Source organism: Halalkalibacter sp. HAAS-P014 (assembly GCF_056619965.1).
Genome location: NZ_JBWQTV010000006.1, coordinates 284,494 through 301,847 on the forward strand (window position 1 = coordinate 284,494; position 17,354 = coordinate 301,847).

General features: G+C 37.1%; 13 protein-coding genes. 1 reads left to right on the top strand and 12 read right to left on the bottom strand.

Annotated features, from left to right (window positions below; all coding sequences use genetic code 11):
• Nucleotide 1: 1 nt before the first annotated feature.
• Nucleotides 2–2,731 (bottom strand): response regulator, encoded by a 2,730-nt coding sequence (locus AC1FXZ_RS06185; RefSeq protein ID WP_480051836.1) that lies wholly within the window; start codon nucleotides 2,729–2,731, stop codon nucleotides 2–4.
• A gap of 221 nt (nucleotides 2,732–2,952) precedes the next feature.
• Between AC1FXZ_RS06185 and AC1FXZ_RS06190 the strand changes: the two genes are divergently transcribed.
• A complete protein-coding gene (locus AC1FXZ_RS06190) occupies nucleotides 2,953–3,096 on the top strand; it encodes a hypothetical protein (RefSeq protein WP_480051837.1) in 144 nt (47 codons plus the stop codon).
• 86 nt (nucleotides 3,097–3,182) lie between these two features.
• Here the strand turns inward: AC1FXZ_RS06190 and trpB are convergent, their stop codons facing one another.
• From trpB to AC1FXZ_RS06245, 11 genes are all read right to left on the bottom strand, one after another.
• A complete protein-coding gene (gene trpB / locus AC1FXZ_RS06195) occupies nucleotides 3,183–4,334 on the bottom strand; it encodes a tryptophan synthase subunit beta (RefSeq protein WP_480051838.1) in 1,152 nt (383 codons plus the stop codon).
• 186 nt (nucleotides 4,335–4,520) lie between these two features.
• Nucleotides 4,521–5,747 (bottom strand): Bcr/CflA family multidrug efflux MFS transporter, encoded by a 1,227-nt coding sequence (locus AC1FXZ_RS06200; RefSeq protein ID WP_480051839.1) that lies wholly within the window; start codon nucleotides 5,745–5,747, stop codon nucleotides 4,521–4,523.
• 47 nt (nucleotides 5,748–5,794) lie between these two features.
• Nucleotides 5,795–6,637, bottom strand: a complete 843-nt coding sequence (locus tag AC1FXZ_RS06205; RefSeq protein ID WP_480051840.1) for a MerR family transcriptional regulator — start codon at nucleotides 6,635–6,637, stop codon at nucleotides 5,795–5,797.
• A gap of 143 nt (nucleotides 6,638–6,780) precedes the next feature.
• Nucleotides 6,781–7,134, bottom strand: coding sequence for an IDEAL domain-containing protein (locus tag AC1FXZ_RS06210; RefSeq protein WP_480051841.1), 354 nt, complete (start codon nucleotides 7,132–7,134; stop codon nucleotides 6,781–6,783).
• 240 nt (nucleotides 7,135–7,374) lie between these two features.
• Entirely contained in the window at nucleotides 7,375–9,075 is a 1,701-nt protein-coding gene (locus AC1FXZ_RS06215; protein WP_480051842.1) for an ABC-ATPase domain-containing protein, read from the bottom strand.
• A gap of 140 nt (nucleotides 9,076–9,215) precedes the next feature.
• Nucleotides 9,216–10,220, bottom strand: coding sequence for a Bug family tripartite tricarboxylate transporter substrate binding protein (locus AC1FXZ_RS06220; RefSeq protein ID WP_480051843.1), 1,005 nt, complete (start codon nucleotides 10,218–10,220; stop codon nucleotides 9,216–9,218).
• Between the two features lie 113 nt (nucleotides 10,221–10,333).
• Nucleotides 10,334–11,827, bottom strand: coding sequence for a tripartite tricarboxylate transporter permease (locus AC1FXZ_RS06225; protein ID WP_480051844.1), 1,494 nt, complete (start codon nucleotides 11,825–11,827; stop codon nucleotides 10,334–10,336).
• Nucleotides 11,828–11,842: 15 nt separating this feature from the next.
• Nucleotides 11,843–12,340: a tripartite tricarboxylate transporter TctB family protein gene (locus tag AC1FXZ_RS06230; RefSeq protein WP_480051845.1), complete on the bottom strand. Its 498-nt coding sequence runs from the start codon at nucleotides 12,338–12,340 to the stop codon at nucleotides 11,843–11,845.
• 109 nt (nucleotides 12,341–12,449) lie between these two features.
• Nucleotides 12,450–14,726 (bottom strand): sulfatase-like hydrolase/transferase, encoded by a 2,277-nt coding sequence (locus AC1FXZ_RS06235; protein WP_480051846.1) that lies wholly within the window; start codon nucleotides 14,724–14,726, stop codon nucleotides 12,450–12,452.
• Between the two features lie 519 nt (nucleotides 14,727–15,245).
• Complete coding sequence (locus tag AC1FXZ_RS06240) at nucleotides 15,246–16,844, bottom strand: aspartate:alanine exchanger family transporter (protein ID WP_480051847.1); 1,599 nt, start codon at nucleotides 16,842–16,844, stop codon at nucleotides 15,246–15,248.
• A 255-nt stretch (nucleotides 16,845–17,099) separates the two neighbouring features.
• Entirely contained in the window at nucleotides 17,100–17,312 is a 213-nt protein-coding gene (locus AC1FXZ_RS06245) for a YdbC family protein (RefSeq protein ID WP_480051848.1), read from the bottom strand.
• Nucleotides 17,313–17,354 lie beyond the last annotated feature (42 nt).

The window sequence follows — 17,354 nt, forward strand, 5'->3', positions numbered from 1 at the left end:
CCTACTTTTTCTTTCTATATAACCAAACATTCATAAGAGAGATTAATTGATCTAAATCAATTGGTTTACTAATGTAATCAGAAGCGCCTGCTTCAATACATTGTTCTCTATTATGTTTCATCGCTTTTGCAGTAACGGCAATGATAGGTATAGTTGAAAATTGAGAGAGTTTGCGAATACGGCGCATCGCCTCAAACCCGTCCATTTCTGGCATCATTATATCCATCAAGATTAAATCAGTGTCTTCGTTGACTTGTAGTTCATGTAGCGCCTCTTTACCACTCTCAGCATATATAATGTCGATATCATATTTTTCAAGCGCTGATGTTAAGGCAAACACATTTCTGACATCATCATCGACTATCAGAATTTTTTTCCCTTTTAAGAGCGCTTTCTGATAATCCTCTATATCATGAAACTTAGTATTCTCTGGAGTATTCAATTCATAAGGTGCCTCATCAGTTGCTGCAGCCACTTCCTTAATAGAAGAGGTTTCTGCATTTATCCTCAGTTGTTCACATGGTATACATAGACGGAATGTACTCCCTTTCCCTTCTTCACTATCAATCTCAATATATCCACCTAACAGGGATGCAATCTCTCTACTAATTGATAACCCTAATCCTGTACCTCCATATTGACGACTTGTCGTACCATCAGCTTGCTTAAATGCATCAAAAATTGTATCCTGTTTTTCTTTTGCTATTCCAATTCCTGTATCTGATACTGAAAATACTGTCATTGACTGATCTGAATCATTCACAGCTTCTATTACAAAAGAAACACTTCCTCTTTCTGTGAATTTAAATGCATTGGATAGCAGATTTTTCAAGATCTGTTGTAAGCGATGTTCATCTGTCAGCAATCGCTCCGGAATGTTCTCATCTACTTCAATGATAAAATCTATTTCGTTTTGTCTTGCTATTGGAGCAAATTGTCGTTCTACATATTTTTTTACCTTTTGTACCTCAACTTCTTTTAAAATGACTTCTAATTTACCGGACTCTACTTTAGCCAAGTCTAGGACATCGTTTATTAAATGTAACAAGTCATGACCTGATGAATAGATGGTTCGAATAAATTCCTCTTGTTTCTTTGTAAGGTTCCCTTCATCATTTTCAGAAAGAATTTTAGCTAAAATTAGTAAACTGTTCAGGGGCGTTCTAAGCTCATGAGACATATTTGCTAGAAACTCCGTTTTATACTGGGAACTCAATTCTAATTGTTGAGCTTTTTCTTCTAGCGCCTCTCTAACTTTTTCTAACTCTCTCTTCTTCTGTTCCGAATTATCATACTGTTCCTCTAGTTTCTCATTCGTTGAGCGTAACTCTTCCTGTTGGACTTGTAATTCTTCAGATTGTGTTTGCAGCTCTTCTGTTAACGTTTGTGATTCTTCAAGTAACCTATCTACTTCCATACGATTCCTAATACTATTCATTGTAATGCCAAGGTTAGTAATCACTTCTTCAAGCAAGTTCAACTCTGAAGAACTAAAAGTACGCAAGGAAGCAATTTCAACTACTGCAAGAAGCTCCCCTTCAAATTGGACCGGTAGTATAATACTGCTTATAGGAGGAACTTCTCCTAATCCAGAACGAATTGGCATATAATCATCAGGTATTTGATTTAATATGATCGTACGTTTTTCCAATGCACATTGGCCGATTATCCCTTCCCCAATTGCAAAACGTTCATAGATTTTAGCCTTATCTGAAAGGGCATAGTCAGAACTCTTCTTAAGATACTCACTACTACCTTCTACTTCCTTTAAATAAAAAACTCCATAGCTCCCTCCTACCATTGGAACAAGCTTCTTCATCAATAAATCTGCTAACATTTGATTGTCTTTAACTTCTGGAAACATTGTTGCTATTTCAGCAACTTTCGTTTTAAGCCAGCTATTCTCTTCAGCTTCTTCTTTTAATTGTTTTTCTAACTTGTATTGTCTTTCAAGTTGTGTCGCCATTTGATTGAAGGCGTTTGCTATTTTCCCAAATTCATCTTTTGAACGGATTGACATTCTCGGTAACTTTCCAGCATTCTCGCTATTTGTTATACTTTCCATCACAGTGGTTGCTTCAGTTAGGTTTTTTGTAATACTTTTAATTAGCCATATCGTAATTACGATGGCAAGTCCAAGAGCAACTGCAAGATAGATATACACCATCTGGATAGCCCAATTATATGTATCTCTTGATCTAAAAAGTTCATTCTTCAACTCTTGTTCTTGTATGCCTCTTAAAATTGCTGATAACTGGAGCATTCTTTGTCTTGTTAATTCAGCTTCTTCCCAAATAGATTGTTCAATTTCATTCTCACTATTCATTCTTTGAACTGTTAACATTTGCTGCGCCAATTCCTGATAAGAGGAGTGTAATGTTTTATACTGCGAGATCATCTCTTGTGATTTTTCTTCGGTGTCCTGCTTCTCCAATGTGTCCAGCGCATGATTAATATTAACATTTGTTCGTTCCCAGCCGTTCATCTTAGTTAAATCCATATCATCTGTATTCCCTTGAGTTGTTGCCGTTATTTCTCGTAATTCCCTGCCAATGTCAGAGGTTTCATACATAAGAGTATAACTTGTACGGATGCGCTCATTTATTTCATTAACTATCGCGTGCATTTCTACAGTAGATTGTTCTAGCATCTCTAATAAAATAATAACTACAATTGCAATTAACAGTAAACTAAACCCTAAACTCGTATAAAGCTTTGTCCTAAACTTCATATGCCCTCCAGCTCTAAAGAGATATTATAGATAAAATTCTAACACTTTTAATAATTTTCTGTAAATTCAAATCGCCTTTTACTTAGATCTTTTATTTAAATTTATTATAGTATAATATAGCAAAAAAAAAATAAAAATTTAACGAATTTACGAGAACTTTTACTAAAATCTTCTATTTTTGTAAATCTTAAAAATAGTTCATTGAAAGGAGGTCATTATCTATGCGAAATAATCAGAGATCTATCTCTGGAACAAATGTAGATGAGGTTAAACGTCTTAATGCTCAATCTGGACTTTCTTATAACGAAGCAAAAGTTTTACTTGCCAAAAAAAGAGGATTTCTTTCAGACCCCAATAACAAATAAAATTCGTCATAGGAAATGATTAGAATCCATAGTGGGGAGATGCCACTCCCCTTTTTTAGCTTATTTTGATTTAGAATAACTGAGTTCTATTTATGCAACATATCATACACCTGCTGCACATCTTTATCTCCTCTACCAGACATAGTTACAATGATAATATCTTCTTTTGTTAACTCTTTTGCTAACTTAACTGCATGTGCAACAGCATGGGCACTCTCTAACGCCGGGATTATCCCCTCTACTTTTGAGAGTTTCTGGAACCACTCTAATGCCTCTTGACCCGTCACCGTTACATATTCAGCACGACCTATTTCTTTTAAGTAACTATGTTCAGGCCCCACTCCTGGATAATCTAGACCAGCAGCAATTGAATAGGTTGGTCTTGGTTGGCCATCTTCATCCAATAGTGTTAGACATTTAAAGCCATGAATGACGGCAGGTACCCCCTCTGTTAATGAGGGTGCTTCAGCCGGTTCAACGCCAACCAGCCGAACGTCTGACTCTTCAATAAAATGAGCAAATGCACCTATCGCATTGCTTCCACCTCCAGCACAAGCGACAACAGCCGTTGGAAGTCTTCCTTCTTTCTCAAGAATTTGCTTTTTAGATTCTTCGCTTATAATCGACTGGAAATATTTAACCATTGTTGGATATGGATGTGGGCCAACAGCTGACCCAAGTAAATAAAAAGTATTATCGTAATTTTCAACTAAATCACCTAAAGCCGCATCAACAGCATCCTTTAAACGTCCTTGTCCTTCTTCGACTGCTACGACCTTTGCCCCCAATAATTCCATTCGAAATACATTTAGCGCTTGGCGTTCGATATCGACCTTTCCCATATAAATGGTACAGTCCAATCCAAAAATAGAACAAGCCGTAGCAGTTGCAACCCCATGCTGTCCTGCGCCTGTTTCTGCAATCACACGCGTGGCACCCATACGTTTTGCTAATAATATTTGGCCGATTGCATTATTGATTTTATGAGAACCGGTATGATTTAAATCTTCTCTCTTCAAATAAATTTTCGCTCCACCTATAGCCTCAGTTAAATTTTCGGCATATGTAAGTGGGTTTTCTCGTCCAATAAACTCGTTTAAATAATATTTAAATTCATTAATAAATCCGGGATCATTTTTATATTTATTAAATTGCTCTTCCAAAATCTTCAATACACTTGCTAAGTCATCTGGTAAAAACCTTCCTCCAAACTCTCCGAAAAAACCTTGTTCACTCATTAACATGACGCCTCCTTAATTAATTTTCTAGCTTTTGATAACGCTACTATACGACAAATCCCGAAATAAAACCTTCTTATTCCACATTTTATTTAAGATCATTATACAACAAAAACGCTCATGACTGTTTCATAATGAACAGCCATGAGCGTTTTATTTTAGATAGTGTAGGACACAGTACGCATTCTAACTCACTGTGGACATTTTTTTTCGGATCATCACTAAATAAGAGAAAGTAGCCCCCAAACCACAACTCATTACAATTATAGCTAATGGAATAGCTGTCTGACTTCCAGCAATCCCAACTATTGGAGCCAATATCCCTCCAATTCCATATTGAAATAGCCCCATTAATGCAGAGGCGCTCCCTGCATTGCCACCCTGATTGTTCATTGCCAAAGATGTTCCACTTGGATTAATGAAACCAACACTTGAAACCGTAATAAAAAAAGCAAATGCAATCGGGAAAAAGCCAGCGCCCAATATTGTAAAGCTAAATAATAAAATACCCCCTGTAACTAACAAACAGATTCCAATTAATAGAAAGTGAATTTCTCCATACCTTGCAGCTAATCTTCCTGTGAGCTGTGAGGCTGTTATGATACCAATTGCATTTATTGCAAAAAGTACCCCATATACTTGTGGTGATACTTGGAAGATTTCCTGAAAAACAAATGATGAACCGGAAATATATGAAAACATCGCTCCACTCGTACAACCAATAATTAGCGAATAACCGATAAATAAGCGATTGCCAAGTAAACGCCTAAATATGGCAAATGTTTCACTCAAACGGGCGCTTGAGCGATTTTCCTCTTGTAACGTTTCAGGTAAACGAAATAAGACCAATAGTAATATAACTGTACCTATTATAAAAAGAGTAATAAAAATTCCACGCCATGATGCAAAATTAAGTAGAAATCCTCCTGCAATAGGAGCAAAAATCGGGGCAACCCCCATTACTAACATTAAAATCGAAAATACTTTTGTCATCTCACTACCAGCATACAAATCCCGAACGCACGCTCGCGCAATCACGACTCCTGCTGCTCCTGCAACACCTTGAATAAAACGCAATACGATTAAAGCGTAAATAGATGGTGCAAACGCACATAAAATCGATGCAAGTGCATACAAGGATACAGCTAATAACAAAGGCTTCCTACGACCAAGCACATCACTGAGTGGTCCTAAAAGAATTTGCCCTGTTGCTAACCCGATAAGGAAAGCTGTTAAACTAAATTGTACAAGGGATGCTGTTGCACCAAGGTCATCAGTCATCATCGGAAAAGCAGGTAAATACATATCAATCGATAATGGTCCGAATGCTGTTAAAGCCCCTAATATGAGAAGAATTGTAACCCTTTTTGTTTTATCTTGCTCAATATTACGATACTCCTTTGCTTGTTCCATTGTCCCAACCCTCTCACTGTGATTTTTTATAATCATAAAGGCTCCAGTTACTGGAGGGTCAAATGTTGAATCGGCACTTGTATCTCCGTTACATACTCTTCTGGATTATTGGTAATAAAACGATCTATAATGGAACGTATTATAAAGTCACCACTTGGTTGACAATGGTTTTTTTGAATATATTCTAATAACTTATAATAGTAAGGTCCTGCATTATATCGGTCACCTCTAAAAGAAAACGAAGCATACTTTCCTTCTGGAAGTATTGAAATCATTTCATGTGTACGGTTATCTAGAAAATCAGCTTTTTCTAAAAAAATAAAAATAGAATTAAATTCAGTAAAATTATTGCTTTTAATATCAGCTTCAGAAAGGGTTAGTCCAACCTTTCCAATAATAATTGGTGAGTGTTGGTGAAACTCTTTCTTTATTTTCCGTAACGATAATTCTAAGTCATATATCGAGCGTATTTTAGCCTTCACTTGAACGATTGACCTTTTAGGCATTTCTTTAATCAGCGGGCTCCCGATTTCAGCAAGATTACGAGTTCGCTCAATTTCCTTAATTCTGCTTTCAAACCGTTGATTAATTCGCTTTAAATCCTGAATCTTTTTTTCCGTACGATTTTTGTGGATTTTTAGTGTTTCAATTAGCTCATTTAAATTTTTGTTCAGCACTTGATGTTTTATCTCTTTTAATGGAACACCTAGTACTTTTAAATAAATAATAATATCTAATTGCTTAAATTGCTCAATAGAATAGTAGCGATATTGGTTGCTCTCATCAACCTCAACTGGCTTAAACAACCCTATTTCATCATAATACCGCAATGTTTTAACAGGGATATTATGAAGCTTTGATAATTGCCCGATTGTAAACCTTTTTTCCATTATAAACACCCATTATTTATTTTTATTGGTTTTATTATACAGAAGGAACGATACCTATAACCATACCACATAATACTTTTAGTACGGAAATTTGTTAGCTAGTAAACTATGTAATAATGGGTGGATTTCACCACCCACAATGGCTACATTCTAAATCGACTTTTTCTAAACGTCCAGTTGTTTTGCTGCTTTATCTGTAACTTTGTCGTTAAATCAAGGAACCATTCCTTATCTTTTGTCGTAAGAGCGATGTCAATTAAATTTAGAAGCTCTCCTTCATTCCAATTTTTTAGAACTGGTCGCTTTTCAATATCTCGTTGCTCTAATCTTATTGTTCTACCAAGTAACTTTTTATTATCACTAGCTAACACTCTTACTCTGACTATAGTGTTATAGAGTTCAACCGATTCTAAATAGCCTTGTACTAATTCTCCATTTCTAGTCTTCCCTTTGATCCAGTCACCGACTTTAAACTCATTCTTATGATTGATTTCCATCCCTTTCACCAACCTTTGTGAAACCTGTTTTCAAGCGTTGACTTACAGTCCTAACTCACTACAATTGGTCACATGTGTTCAGAAGGTATACTCTTTGTACTATCATTATATTCACTTATTTTTATTTCTCTTGGGCAAAAAGGCATGGAAGTAAAACGAGAGAAAAAAAGTAAATCAAAAAGCTGGATTTATAATCCAGCTTTCAACTTACTCTTTAATCACTAATTGAGTTATAAACATTTACTTGCATCTTAGGCTTCTCAATCGGTTTAACGCTGCTGCGATTTCATAGCGACGTGGCCGAGCTAACTCTCCTGGGTGTCCCCTATGGAGTGAAACAAAGTTTAAGCCTTCTTTTCTAAGCATCCCATCAACTTCATCCAAGATTTGATAGATCGTCTTATATTTGGAGAAATAATCCGTTCGCTCTAAATAAAACAAAATGTCAGCAATCATCCTTGTTTGGCTGTCATCGACTAACTGCTCAACATAATGCAAATGAATATCTGTTAGCCCATATTGGATGTGAAAGCGTCCACGTACTGTAACTTTATGCTTTGCTCCTTTTTTGCTATTTAAACTTTTCGCATCAGGTATACGCTCTTTAATAGCTCCGAACTGATTGCCCCCTTCATTTTTGCGCTTAACTTGAATTGATTCGGCAATTTGCTTTGCTTCATCCGTCACATTAAATGGTAAAAATTGCTCCATTTTAATTATAGTATTTGCTACTTGAAAGTAATCTCCAGAACCCCCCATAACTAAAATGGTGGAAACATCATGCTCTTGCTTCAATAGCTCAACTTTGTCAATAAATGGTGTAATTGGTTCAGATTTTTTGGATATCAATGCCTGCATGCGAGCATCCCGTATCATAAAATTTGTTGCACTTGTGTCTTCATCAATTAACACAGTTGTTGCTCCTGCCTCGATCATTTCAATAATATTCGCTGCTTGTGACGTACTTCCACTAGCGTTTTCCGTTGAAAATTCCCCCGTGTCCTTTCCGTATGGAAGATTTGAAATGAATGGTGAAATATCAACGTTTGAAACACTCCTCCCATCTTCTGCGCGAACTTTAACGGCGTGTTCATCTGTAATTACAAACTCTCTCCCATCGCCTTCAATATGATCATAAACTCCATGTTCGATTGCTTGTAATAGTGTTGATTTACCGTGATAACCACCACCTACGATTAACGTAATGCCTTTTTTCAGCCCCATACCTTCAAGCGGTTGTTCAATATGTGGAACATTTATAGAAACAGCTAATTCTTTAGGGGCTTGAAACCGTACAACGTCTTTTCTTAACGGTTTATCACTAATTCCACTTTCCCTTGGTAATATGGAACCATTTGCAATAAAAGCAATCAAGTCGTTCTCCTTTAAAAAATGGCGGATTGCTTGCTGTTGATCACTAAGGTACACTGCTGCTTTTAGTTCATTTTCAGTAATCGAAAATAACGATTTTTCAATCATTGTCGGCAACAGCTGACAGAAAATTTTTTCTGCTTCTTTTCCTAAAACACGCCTGCCATTTGCGGGTAATCCAACTACTAGACAAATCGTGACTCTGTTATCGTCTATTGTTACAGCTGATCGTTCAATTACTTTCTGCTTCGGCACATCAATTGCAATCATGCCACTCTTTCCCGATCCTCCGATTCTTCTTTGTTCTTTCCCTAGTGCTTGATGAACTTTTCGCGCAACTAAATCTTCACAACGTATTTTACGATGTTTTTGTTCCGTCCAGTTTGGATTGATTACGGTTTCTTTTCTTGATACGACAATTCTGATCTTTGATGGGCTGGCAAATGGATCTCCTTGAACATAATCAATATGTAGTGTAAATTTTGAAAATGAATAATGTCCTTGTATGTCTTTATATGCTTTGTATCCTTTTTGATCAATTCTCTTTAAGGTATCTTTTAAAATATTCATTTCTTCTCCCTTCATCTCATTTGTTAATGGAATTACCTTTCTCAGAAAAACTGCGATCATTTTAGAAGAAAAAAATGGAAATGTCAAATAAAAGAAGTGAGCACTTTGTTTGTGCTCACCTCAAAAAAATAATTTTTCTTTTATTCCACTAATCTCCCAGCAGCCTCAATAACACTTCTATAATTTTGATATTCTTCTTCAACTGCTTGCTTACGTTCGTCAGCAGGCCTATAATCTACAGGCATCCGTATCTTTTCCAAGGATTCTATTACGTTATCATCTTCTACCATTTCCTTGACCGCAGCATCAATTTTATCACGGATTTCAATCGGGAGCTCTCCAGGCCCATAAAGCATATAACCGACATTAAAATCTATATCATATCCTTTATCCATTGCCGTTGGCAGATCAGGGAAACTTTCATATTCTTTATGACCAAAGTTCATTAATAGTTTCACATCACCACTTTCAGCATATCGAACAATATCATCATCACCAACTGAAACAGCATCAACATCTTTTGCTAATAATGCCGTTCTTGTCGGCGCTGCACCTTGAAAAGGAACTCCCTTCATATCAAGCCCTTCGGCTTCTGATAATGCAATCATGGAAAGCTCTCCTAGAGTTCCTGCACCTGGCATGCCATACGAAAATTCACCTGGATTAGCTTGAACATCTTCAATAAATGATTCAAGATCATCCCACGGGGCATCTTTGTGAACAGCTAGAATGAAATCAACTGAGTTAACTTGGCTGATTGGTTCTGCTGCATCATATTCATACGTTGTTTGACCATAATGTGTTTGTAATACAAGTGGTCCCGTTGGACCAAACCCAATTGTGTAACCATCAGGGCTTGAATTAATGACATCCGTCATTGCAACAACACCCGCACCACCCGGCTTATTTTCCACGATAATATTCACATCGTTATCAAAATGTTTGCCTAATTCTTGTGAAATAATCCGTGCTACTGTATCTGTTCCTCCACCTGCCTCAAAACCTACAACAATTTTTATTGTTTTATTTGGGTAATTCTCTGCATCATTTGAACCAGTAGAAGCGCCACTTTCTGTGTTACAAGCTGTTAACACCAGCAAGAATGCCGGGACCAAAATTAGTAGTAACGATTTTTTTATGTTCATTAACTTCACTCCTAGTTTAATAGTTTATTTAGCCGACTTTCAAAACAGTACTTTAGTTTATTTATTCATTATCACTCCTCTCTAGTAATTGACTACCTTCCTAAAAAGTAAAGCTAGAATGATTCAGTTTTCGTATTCGTTTTCGATTTTTTCTTCGATAAAAATGGTAGGACTACCGATACAATTGCTAACAAAATGAACCCAGCAGCCACCGGCCTTTCAATAAAAATTATTAAACTATCACCCGACATGACAAGCGATTGACGAAACGCTGATTCAGCCATCGGTCCAAGGATCATCGCAATCAACAAAGGAACAACGGGATACCCAAATTTGGGTAGAATGTATCCGATTAAACCAAAAACAATTGCTATCCATACTGATGATATAGAATTGTCAAATGCATAAGCACCAAACAAGCAAAGTACAAGAATAACAGGAAATAATAAATTAGCGGGAATCATTGTAATATGCTCAAACCAACGTATTGTCGATTTCACGATTATAAACAGTAAAATATTCACTAAAATAAACCCTAACAATATCGTATAGACGAGAGTCCCATGTGTTTCAAACAGTTCTGGCCCTGGTTGAATTCCTTGTATTAAAAGAGAGCTGAGCAATACTGCTGTTACAACGTCACCTGGTACACCAAGAGTGAGCATTGGGATAAGAGTTGCCCCTGTCGTCCCGTTGTTACCTGCTTCTGAAGCCGCTACTCCTTCCATGCTTCCATTCCCAAATTTCTCCTTCTCTTTAGAGGCTCGCTTTGCTTCGTTGTAGCTAATAAATGAAGCAATTGCTCCTCCAGTTCCTGGAATCGCTCCTATCGCGCTACCAATAATACTTGATTTAAATATCGTTTTCCTAAATGGCTTAACATCCTTCAAACCAAACTTCTCTTTTTCTACTTCTGCTTGAGTAGATATTTTCTTAATTCCCCTTTCTATTTGGTTGAAGATTTCAGCAATTGCAAACAGTCCGATAAGAGCAGGGACTATATTTATTCCTGAAAGAAGTGTTGTAAGATCAAATGTCAATCTTGTTGAGGCTGTAATTGGGTCAAGACCAATTGTAGCCACAAGCATACCAAGACAAGCCATAACAGCAGCTTTTGTTAACGACTTACCACTTACACTCGCAATAATCGTCAAACCGAATAAGGCTAGAGCAAAGTATTCTGGAGGTCCAAAATTCAGCGCAATCTTTGCAACTTGTGGGGCCGCAAACAATAAGATCAACCCACTTACCAAGCCACCTGCAACCGAAGCATACAGTGACATATTTAGAGCCTTCCCTGCTTTTCCTTGCTGTGCAAGTGCAAACCCATCTTGAGCAGTTGCCGCCGATGCTGCTGTTCCTGGAGTCTTTAATAATATTGCCCCAATCGAACCAGCATACGTCCCGGCTACATACACACCAAGTAACATCAAAATAGCAGCTTCAGGAGGTAAACCAAATGTAAATGGAACAATTAATGCAACCGCAAGAGTAACACTTATTCCAGGCAGTGCACCGGCAAATAAACCAACAGAAAGACCTATTAATAGAAACAAAACATTTTGTATGGCAATTAATTGTGAAAAACTGGCCATTATTTCAGTCATAAATTAACCTCCCTTTTAAAAAAGAAACCCTGACATCGAAAGTTGAAGTAAGTACGCTGCAATCCCATAAAGTAAAAAAGTGACACAGACTGAAACAATGGTCATTCTTACAAAGCGACGGTTTCCGATTAGAAACATTAATGTAAACGCTAACAAAAATGTTGTAACAACAAATCCGATATACTGCATAAATACAGCCCATAGCGTAATGGCAAATAATGCTAACGCCACATGTTTATAGCCTTTTTCCCCGGCAAACTTTGAGTCTGTTTGCTTCTTTTCACTCCAATCAGTCTCATCTGTCTGAACATTCTTTCTGCTTTTTACTATTGTCGCAATAAGTGAAATAGCACTCAATAAAATAATTAAAATGGCTAAGGCATTGGGGAACGTACTTGGTCCAATAGCAGCAGCTGAACCATCGTTAATTTGGTGAGGAATAATATATAGTAACCATATTCCAAAAAGAATCATGAATACTTGTGGTAAAAACAGTGATAAACGTCCATTCATATTATTTCCTCCTAACTAGATTGATCATTTCGCCTACAAATCTCTCAAATATTGATGCCGTGATTACATCCACCTTTCAAGTTTTGAAAGTGGATGTAATCACGATTTTTCATTCCGTTACTAACTCCTGTTCAACAATAGCTTCAATATCTTCTTGATAACCTCCAAGTGTGTATGTAACCTTGTTAACTTCCCCTTCAAATGTAAACGGTGACTCATAAGCCTTACTGATAGAACCACCTTCATTGGTTGCAATGTAGAATAAACCTGATGAAAATCCAAGCGTAGAAAGGGCAGTAACTGTTCCTTCACCTATTACTTCGTTATTTACAATCAGTTTTGCTGTTCCTTCGTCATCACATGTTTTTATCAGTAAAAACTTAACTGTTACAAGCCCTTTAGGTAGCTCCTTATCTGATTCAATAAAAATATGCTCAACATTTGACACATTGTAGTCAAAAACTAGGCGATTATTCTTGATAAATAACGTATACCCCCCTGATTTATCACCATGTGCTACCAGAACACCACTCTCTTCTTTTGTAGAACGTTCAATCTCGACTTCAATTTTGAATGATTTATTTCGCAGATCTGGTGCCTTATAACCATTTATAATCGAAGGTGATGCATAAAACGTTCGATGAAGTGGTCCACGTTCATTCGTATTTGCTAATACCTTTTTTCCATCTCGTAATTTTTCTTCGAGAGAGCGTCCATCAAGTGGGAATATATCGTATTTCTCAGCTTCCACCCACCACTGGTCAATGAGTTCCTTAACTTTCTCAGGATACGATTCAGCTAGATTATAAAACTCTGAAAAATCATTCTCTGCATCGTATAATTCCCACTCATCTTCTTCAAAAGAGGTATTTTTCCTGTGATGAGCGACTGCTTTCCAACCATCTTTCCAAATAGCTCGGTTGCCAACAAGTTCATAATGTTGAACCTTTTTTCGAGTAGGCTGCTCTCCTGCCCCCAATGTATATAGAAGACTCGTTCCATAAATTGGCTTTTGCTCAATTCCTTTATATTTAGCCGGCGCTTCTACATTAATTAATTCCAAAATGGTTGGTACAATATCAGAAACATGGTGATATTGACTACGAATGCCACCTTTATCTTGGACTTTGTCACCATAATGAATAATTAGTGGACATCTAATTCCACCAGCATGAGTAAACGTTTTATACCATTTTAACGGAGTATTCCCTGCCTGTGCCCACCCCGCAGGGTAATGACTTTTCGCGTTAGGGCCACCAATGTCATCAATTCGTCCAAGTTTGCTTTCGAAGGTTTCCACATAGGCATTAGATGTTGGTGTCCATGAATTGACCATTCCTTCTTCACCACCCATTCCACATGCACCATTATCAGATAAGAAAATAACCAATGTGTCATCAAGTAACTTCAATTCTTCTAAACATTGAATGAATCTCCCAATATGATAATCAGTGTGCTCCATAAAACCAGCAAATGCTTCTTGCATACGGGCATACAATCTTTTTTCGTCTTCTTCAAGCTCTTCCCAAGCTTTAACACCAGGATTTCGTGGTGGTAATTTCGTATCTTGTGGAATAATTCCTAGCTCTTTTTGCTTTAAGAACCATTCTTCCCTTATTTGATCCCAGCCTTTATCATACTTTCCTCTGTACTTATCAATATATTCCTGTGGAGCTTGGTGTGGCGCATGAGGTGCTGCGTATGATAAATAACAGAAAAACGGTTTATCAGGAGATTCTGACTTTTGCATTTTGACATATTCAATTGCCTTATCCGTTAAATCTTCCGTTAAATGATATCCTTCTTCAGCACTTTTAGGTTGCGAAACACGTCGATTACCTTCAACTAACTCCGGATAAAACTGATCTGTCGCCCCTCTTAAAAATCCATAATAATGTTCAAATCCCCGTCCAAGAGGCCAGCCATCAAACGGGCCAGTAAACGTCTGTTCTTTTACTGGTGCAAGATGCCACTTTCCGACAGCAAATGTATTATAGCCTTCTTCTACAAGCATTTCACTAATCATCGCTGTATCTTTCCTTACCTTCCCCCTACAATTGGGAAATCCACTATCCACTTCCGTGACAAATGAAACACCTGTTGAATGAGGATTTCGGCCTGTCAATAAAGAAGCACGCGTTGGTGAACACATTGCTGTCGTATGGAAATTGTTATAACGCAAACCATTTTCTGCTAACTGATCAATATTAGGTGTAGAAATATCTGACCCATAACAACCTAATTGAGAAAACCCAAGATCATCAAGCATGATTATTGCGATATTTGGCCCTCTTTTGTTGTTATTCGCTTCAGGCCACCACGGTATTGAGTCCTCAACCGTCCTCCCAATAACTCCCTTGTACCCCTCTTCTTGTCTTTGACGCATTTGATCATCCCTTTCAAACTATAATGAATTCATTTCTCACCCTAACTGTTAGCGCTTTCAATAACCTTCTGACTTTTTTGGTGAAAAGTAATTACTAATCAAAATTTCAATTTCCATCTGAATAAAGTGCCTTTTGTTGAATCAAGAAAATTCAAACTATTACAAGTAATATATCATACTTTTAACTTTTTTGGTTAAAAGTGTTCAATTTTTTTTGTTTTTTATACAATCTTTTTAATAATAACGAAGCTAATATGTGAATTCTTTACTTCTATAAAGTCAATGCATGCGATTAGCTTTCTATTTTTCCACCTACAAAATATAGGATTATTAAACGGTAGATTTCCACAAAATAACCAACCACTTTTTTGTTGCATATTTTTCAAGCTATAAAATCTAAATAGGAAAACTGCATTTAATGTTATCTATAATTTTGTACCCCATTCACACTATTACTAAAAACGGAGGATTATCAGTTGATAATCCTCCGTTTGTTTTTTGATCTAACTTTTTGCCAAATTACAAGAAAAACACCAGAACCTGTGAGATTACTGCAACAAAAATCAGCCCAAAAGGGTAAGCTGCTGCATATGCGATCGAGGCGTCATCTGTATCAATTAACTGATTAACTGCTCCAACCCCCGGGGTACTTGTTAAGCCTCCACAAAGAGCTCCTAATGAATGAATCATGCTAAGCTTCAACAGTTTCCTTGCCAAAAAGAAACCAACAATGATTGGCATCAGTGTAATAAACGCACCACCCAGAACCAAGTTAAGCCCTTCCTTTTGTATCACCTCAACAAGCCCTTGACCGGCGGTTGTACCGGCACCAGCTAGGAAGAGGACTAGACCAATATCACGGATAACATTATTCGATGGTTGAAAAAAACGGGCGCGAATTGGTCCAAGTTTGCCAAAGTGTCCAATTAGTAGTGCAGCAAATAAAGGCCCACCAGCAACTCCTAACGTAATCGTTCCTAAGTACGGCAAATGAAACGGGATCATGCCGATTAGAATACCGATTAACAATATCAAACTCAATGAAAATATGTGAACATTAGTAACTGCCAACGTCTTTTTCTTAAACAGCTTTTCCACTTCATTTATACGGTCTTCACTGCTTACAAGCGTCAATATATCTCCTCGTTCTAAACGCCATTTTGAATTTTGATTAAACTCAAAACCAGCCCGTTCCATTCGTGTAACCGTCACACCGTATTTTCTTCTTAACTCAAGTTCTCTTATGTTCTTTCCTAGAATCTCTTCTGAATCGACTACAACTTTGCGAAGTTTTACATGATCAGAATTCTCAAAATTCGTTTCAACTTCTTTCCCTACATTCTTTGTAAATTTGTTTAGGTCATCCCTCATCCCAACAGCAACAAGATGATCCCCTTGTAAAATAACTGTATCATTGAGTCCAATAATATTCCGATTCCCTCGAATCACGCGACTAATAACAACGGAACCGTATTGATTAAACCCCAATTCTCGCAACGTTTGTTTATGGATTGCGGGGTTTGTGACCTCTACCGTTATAACAACAGGTGCTCCTTCATGTCTAACCGTTTTATTTGTTTGCTCGAGGTCTTTTTTTAGGTCAACTTTTAACAACCGAGGCAATAGCTGAACAAAGAGCACGACAGCGATGACCCCGAATGGATAAGCAATCCCATAACCAACAGAAGCAAGAGGATCATTCGTTGCTTGAATTGCTGCAGCAAGCCCCGGTGTACTGGTTAAGGCTCCTGTCATCAGTCCAATGCTCAATGCCGGCGACAAACCAAACCAACTAGAAACCAAAACGGTCGTAACAGCAGCAACTAGCACTACTAACAAACCGATAATACCAAAGATTAAACCACTTGAACGCATCATTCGAAAAAAACGAGGTCCCGCCTGCAAGCCAACGGCGACAATAAATAAGCTAAGACCTAAACTTTGTACAGTAGGTGAAATTTGATAGCCAAAATGACCAAACAACATAGCAATTAGCAGCACACCCGAAGTCCCAAGGCTTACACCTTTTAAATTAACTTGACCTAACGCTGCTCCTAAAAATAAAATCACAAATAACAATAATAAAGGTTCTTCTAATAAGGAAGTAACCAATTCCACTTTTCATTCTCCCATCTATTTTCATTTTCACTTATTATAGAATTGACTCCCTTTTAGTAATGTGATTTTTTTCACAATATTAATTCATTTCTGTCAATGTATACCCTTACAACATAAATCTTTCACACATACGTCAAAAGCAACTTACATTTTCTCCTAATTTCTAACGTAATAGAAACAAAAAAGTCTAAGTTATATAACCTAGACTTCCTCATCATTATTTTTTTCTATTTTTTAATTCCTATACTTAACGATTCATTTTGTTAAAGCTCTCACTAAGACTTTCACCTCTTCATCCGATAGCGTTACTCCTTTACCCATTTTTTCATGATCAGGTGACCAATCACGAATGTCATATTTAGGTTCCCTTCCATTCCAACTGATCAAGTTTAACTCCTTCTTCCAGCCCTTTGAGCCTTCAGATAAAATCGCAACGGTTTCAATGATTTCAAATGTTATGTTAGCCACTGTATGACCTCCCAGTACGTATTACTAAATTAGTTAATATAT

Excerpts from the sequence above, each read along its gene's own strand:
- AC1FXZ_RS06185 (WP_480051836.1), bottom strand. The coding sequence starts at position 2,731 with ATGAAGTTTAGGACAAAGCTTTATACGAGTTTAGGGTTTAGTTTACTG.
- AC1FXZ_RS06190 (WP_480051837.1), top strand. The coding sequence starts at position 2,953 with ATGCGAAATAATCAGAGATCTATCTCTGGAACAAATGTAGATGAGGTT.
- trpB (WP_480051838.1), bottom strand. The coding sequence starts at position 4,334 with ATGAGTGAACAAGGTTTTTTCGGAGAGTTTGGAGGAAGGTTTTTACCA.
- AC1FXZ_RS06200 (WP_480051839.1), bottom strand. The coding sequence starts at position 5,747 with ATGGAACAAGCAAAGGAGTATCGTAATATTGAGCAAGATAAAACAAAA.
- AC1FXZ_RS06205 (WP_480051840.1), bottom strand. The coding sequence starts at position 6,637 with ATGGAAAAAAGGTTTACAATCGGGCAATTATCAAAGCTTCATAATATC.
- AC1FXZ_RS06210 (WP_480051841.1), bottom strand. The coding sequence starts at position 7,134 with ATGGAAATCAATCATAAGAATGAGTTTAAAGTCGGTGACTGGATCAAA.
- AC1FXZ_RS06215 (WP_480051842.1), bottom strand. The coding sequence starts at position 9,075 with ATGAATATTTTAAAAGATACCTTAAAGAGAATTGATCAAAAAGGATAC.
- AC1FXZ_RS06220 (WP_480051843.1), bottom strand. The coding sequence starts at position 10,220 with ATGAACATAAAAAAATCGTTACTACTAATTTTGGTCCCGGCATTCTTG.
- AC1FXZ_RS06225 (WP_480051844.1), bottom strand. The coding sequence starts at position 11,827 with ATGACTGAAATAATGGCCAGTTTTTCACAATTAATTGCCATACAAAAT.
- AC1FXZ_RS06230 (WP_480051845.1), bottom strand. The coding sequence starts at position 12,340 with ATGAATGGACGTTTATCACTGTTTTTACCACAAGTATTCATGATTCTT.
- AC1FXZ_RS06235 (WP_480051846.1), bottom strand. The coding sequence starts at position 14,726 with ATGCGTCAAAGACAAGAAGAGGGGTACAAGGGAGTTATTGGGAGGACG.